Source organism: Thauera aminoaromatica S2, assembly GCF_000310185.1.
Taxonomy (GTDB): domain Bacteria; phylum Pseudomonadota; class Gammaproteobacteria; order Burkholderiales; family Rhodocyclaceae; genus Thauera; species Thauera aminoaromatica.
On record NZ_AMXD01000217.1, the window covers coordinates 1 to 4,292 of the forward strand.

A 4,292-nucleotide genomic window follows, 5' to 3' on the forward strand; every position below is an offset into this window, starting at 1 on the left:
CGCGCGCGCGCCCCGACTCGAAGCGCTCGCCGCCGCTTGGCTGCAGGGGCGACGGCGACGGCACCCGCAGGCCCCGCTGCGCCTGATGGACCTCGGCTGCGGCAGCGGCGCCAACGCGCGCCACCTCGCACCCCGCCTGCCCGGCCCGCAGCAATGGACGCTGGTCGACCACGACACCGGTCTTCTGGAACGCGCCCGCACCCTCGGCGCGGACCTGCGCGATGCGCAGGGCGCGAAGCCGCAGGTCGACACCCGCTGCCGGGACCTCGGCACGCTCGCCGCACCTGCGCTCGCGGACACAGACCTCGTGTGCGCCTCCGCCGTGCTCGACCTCATGCCAGCGAGCTGGCTGGTCCGCCTCGCCGATGCCTGCACGAGCACCGGCTGCGCGCTGCTGATCACGCTGAGCGTGGACGGGACCTGGCGCTTCCTGACCCACGGCTCCGCAGAGCCACCCGTCCCCGACGATGCCTTCGTCCGCGACGCCTTCAACGCCCACCAACGCCGCGACAAGGGCCTCGGTGCCGCGCTCGGACCGGACGCCGCACCCGCGCTCGCCGCGCTGCTCGCGGCGCGTGGCTTCGACGTCGAGACCGCCGCCAGCCCGTGGCGGCTGGACCTCGCCGCCCCGCCCCAGGCTGCGCTCGCATGCGCGCTCATCGACGGCTGGCGCGACGCCGCCACCGCGCAGTGCCCGCACGCCGCCGCGCGCATCGCCGCCTGGCACGCACGCCGCAGTGCGCAGTGCGCCGCACGGGGCAAGGAGGTGCTTGAAGTCGGGCACCTCGACCTCTTCGCCAGCCCGCCGGTCGCCACCCCGGCAGCGCTCCGGCCCGACGGCCCCGCCGCCCGCGCGCGATGAGCGGCGAAGCCCGGCGCACTCGACGCCCGCTGCCCGTCCTGCGTGCGCTTGCGAGCCTCGGGCTGCTCGCCGGCGTGCTGTGGTGGATCGAACCGCGCGCCCTCATCGCCGCCTTCGGCGCGCCTGCGCCCGCCTGGCTGGCGCTCGCGCTCGCGATCGGCGTGCTGCAGACGGCCTTGTCGGCGTGGCGCTGGCAGCTCACCGCCGGCCGCCTCGGCGCCCCGCTCGGCTTCGCCCATGCGCTGCGCGAGTACTACCTCGCGAGCTTTCTCAACCAGATCCTGCCGGGCGGGGTGATGGGCGACGCCGCGCGCGCCTGGCGCCACGCCAGTCTGCCGGGCATAGCCCGCGACGCAGCCTGGCAGGCAGTGGTGATCGAGCGCGGCGCGGGCCAGCTCGCGCTGCTGCTGGTGGTGGTCGCGAGCGTGCTCGCCGCCCCCGCGCTGCAGGTTGTGCCGGGACGCCTGGGCGACGCCGTCGACCTCCGGGGACTGCCGTGGATGGGCGTGCTCGCCGTGCTCGCCCTCGTCGCGACAGCACTCGCAGGCCGCACCAGGACGGCCCTGCGCAGCCTGGCCAGCGCCACCCGGCGGGCGCTGCTCGGGCGCGCGGTGCTGCTGCGCCAGCTGCTCGCCTCGCTGCTGATCGTGGCCAGCTACGTCGCGGTGTGGCTGTGCTGCATGCGCGTGAGCGGGCTCGCCACGCCGCCAGCCCAGGCGGCGGCGCTGGTGCCCTGGGTGCTGCTGGCGATGGCGATCCCGCTCTCGGTGGCGGGCTGGGGCATCCGTGAAGGCGCGGCCGCGCTGGTGTGGCAGGCGGCCGGGCTGGACGCCGCCGAAGGCGTAGCGGCCTCGGTGAGCTACGGCGTGGTCGTGCTGCTGTCGACGCTGCCGGGCGCGCTGGCGCTGCGGCGCCACGAGCCCGGCGCGCGCTCCACCGCCGAGGCGACGCCTACTTGCCGGGCGGACGGGCCTTGAGGCTCTGCCGGGCGGACGGGCCTTGAGGCTCTCCGAGGGCAGGATGCCGAAGCTCGACTTGTAGAGCTCGGCGAAGCGCCCGAGGTGGGTAAAGCCGTAGTCGAGCGCCACCGCGGTGACGCTCGCCACGCGCACGGCCGGGTCCATCAGGGTGGCGTACACATGCTCGAGCTTCTTGCGGCGGATGTAGGTTCGCGGGGACATCCGCGCCTGGTCCTTGAACACCTGATAGAGCGAGCGCTGGCTCAGCCCGGCGAACTGGGCGAGTTGCTCGACGCTGATGTCCTGCTTGATGCGCGCCTCGATGTGGCGCTCGAGGCGCTCGAACAGGCGCGCCTGGCCACAGGTCTGCGAGGTCGGCTGGTTATGCTGCAGGGTGAACAGCAGCTTGTTGGCCACGGTATGGGCGTAGTGCATGAACAGCTGCGCGCGTAGCGCCCCGCTGGCGCTCTCGCTCGCAACCAGGCGCAGCAGCGTGACCAGGTGGTCGAGCTCGTCGCGCGTGCAGGGGCTGCGGTTGAAGCGCACGCCCTCTCCCGCGTGGAGCCAGCCGCACTCCGAACACGCTTCGCGCAGCACGGACTCGGGGACGAGCACACTCCACAGCTCGCTATCGGCCGAATAGAGCAGCTCGGGCGAGGCACCGGTGCCGAGCAGGATCTGTCCGGGCTCCAGCTCGATCGCCGCCTCGCTGCTGCGCAGGAAGGCGTGCCCGCGCACGAGCACGAGGGCCTCGTATTGCTCCGCGGGGTTGGGCGGGGCCTCGTCGGGCACGACATCGGCGACCAGCCGGCACAGGTCCAGGCGCTGCACACTCGCCGGACGCGCGCCGGCTTCCCGCGCCCGCGGCAGATCGTGCACCACAGGTCGGGCGGTTGCGGAGGCCCGCGTCGGGAGCGGGCCTTGATGCGGATTGGACGGCAGGTCGATCGACATCCTCACTCCAGTGAATCGGCGAGCCGGCTGCAGCGGGGTCCGTCGCCCACTCGCCGTGGAGCGCCGGTCGTCCCGCAGCGCAGCCGAACGATTCAGGATCGCACGGAAACGACTACGAAGACCTGCGGGATCATATCAGTCATTCGTCGACGAGAAACGCGTTTGTCGATTTTTTCTTTTCTATCGAGATTTTATCTCTACTGCGCCGCCCGCCCCGCCCCATCGAAGTCGAGGTCGAACAAGCTGTCGCTCCCGCAGCGGAACGGCCTGCACACCGGACGCAGGGCCTCGTCGAGCGTGTCGATCGGCGGCAGAACCAGCCCGGCGCGCCCCGAGCCGATCAGCAGCGGTGCGACCAGCAGATGGAGCCGCTCGATCGCCCCCGCCTGCACGAAACGCGACACGGTGTGCCCACCCCCCTCCACCAGCACCCGCCTGCAGCCCGCCCGTGCCAGCCAATCGAGCACCGCGCCCGGCTCGAAACCCGACCCGGCACCTGGCAGGCCCGCGCGCGCGACCCGCCCCGGCAGCACGGCGGCGGTGCCCGGCGCGAGATCCTCGCCAACCAGGTGCACGGTGGGCGCGGCGCCGTCTTGGAACAGCCTCGCGTCCGCCCGCGCGCGACCGCGCGGGTCGAGCACCACGCGCACGGGGTTGCGCCCGGCGACGTGGCGCACCGTGAGCTGAGGATCGTCGGCATTCACCGTGCCGACCCCCACCACCACCGCATCCACCAGCGCCCGCAGCCGGTGCAGGTGGGTACGTGCCTCGAGGCAGTTGATATAGTGCGAGGCCCCGCTCGCGGTGGCGATGCGGCCATCCAGGCTCTGCCCCAGCTGGGCGATCGCGAGACGGCCGGGCCTGGCCACCCAGGGCAGGAAGAGATCGAGCAGTTCCGCGGTGTCCGCGCGCAAGGCCCGCGCGCAGCGCCAGGCGCCGCGCGGAGCGATCTCGATCGCCACGCCCTCGACCGTGAAACTTATCGTCCCGGCGCCGGCCCAATCAGCGTCGCGGGCTTGCAGGATGCAGGCCCAGCCCCAATCTGGTACAAGTTCGTCCGCCATCCATCCTTCCCTGAAAAATCGTCTTCACTCGCGTCTGCCGGCCTGGAAAGCGCCTGGTGCAGGGTCGAGCCCCGACACCCCAAACGGAGAAAAACAAATGCGCCAAGCCGAGCGTGCCCTTTTCGACCTGCGACGCGGACTTTCGATCCTCGTGCGCGACCACGCGCGCGCCTTCGTCGTGTGCGCTGTCGAAGGCCTGGACGATGCCGCGGCGGGCGAAATGCAGATGCTGGCCGGCTCGCCCGCACGCCTGGTGCTGAGCGACCACCGCCTCGCCGCGATCGGCCGCGCCGGGGCCGCGCAGGCGGTTTCCGTCGGCCTGTCGCCGCTTCCCGACGCCGCCGGTCTGCATGCGCTCGCCTGGCAGCGCGGCGCCAGCCTGCCCGCGGACGCCGAACTTCGCGACGGCGGCCCGGTCGAGCGCGCCGCCCTGCGCCTGCTCGGGCGCGCCCA

4 protein-coding genes and 2 pseudogenes are annotated in these 4,292 nt (G+C 73.1%); 4 read left to right on the top strand and 2 right to left on the bottom strand.

The window, feature by feature from the left end:
• On the top strand, window positions 1-862 hold an 862-nt coding region (locus tag C665_RS18710), incomplete at its 5' end, for a class I SAM-dependent methyltransferase (RefSeq protein ID WP_004326751.1).
• Window positions 859-1,839, top strand: a complete 981-nt coding sequence (locus C665_RS18715; RefSeq protein ID WP_004326753.1) for a lysylphosphatidylglycerol synthase transmembrane domain-containing protein — start codon at window positions 859-861, stop codon at window positions 1,837-1,839. The genes C665_RS18710 and C665_RS18715, both read left to right, overlap by 4 nt.
• 84 nt (window positions 1,840-1,923) lie before the next feature.
• Here C665_RS18715 and C665_RS21445 read toward each other — a convergent pair.
• Window positions 1,924-2,064 (bottom strand): annotated as a pseudogene (locus C665_RS21445) (helix-turn-helix transcriptional regulator); the annotation flags it as partial.
• Here C665_RS21445 and C665_RS21205 point away from each other — a divergent pair.
• Complete coding sequence (locus C665_RS21205; RefSeq protein WP_004326755.1) at window positions 2,002-2,274, top strand: hypothetical protein; 273 nt, start codon at window positions 2,002-2,004, stop codon at window positions 2,272-2,274. The pseudogene C665_RS21445 and the gene C665_RS21205 sit on opposite strands and share 63 nt — an antisense overlap.
• A 698-nt stretch (window positions 2,275-2,972) precedes the next feature.
• On the opposite strand, the gene C665_RS18725 is transcribed toward C665_RS21205, so the two are convergent.
• Window positions 2,973-3,839 carry a RibD family protein gene (locus C665_RS18725; RefSeq protein WP_083854725.1) on the bottom strand — a complete coding sequence of 289 codons (867 nt, stop codon included), beginning with the start codon at window positions 3,837-3,839 and terminating at the stop codon, window positions 2,973-2,975.
• Between the two features lie 97 nt (window positions 3,840-3,936).
• Between C665_RS18725 and C665_RS18730 the strand changes: the two are divergent.
• Window positions 3,937-4,292: pseudogene (locus C665_RS18730) on the top strand (GTP cyclohydrolase); the annotation flags it as partial.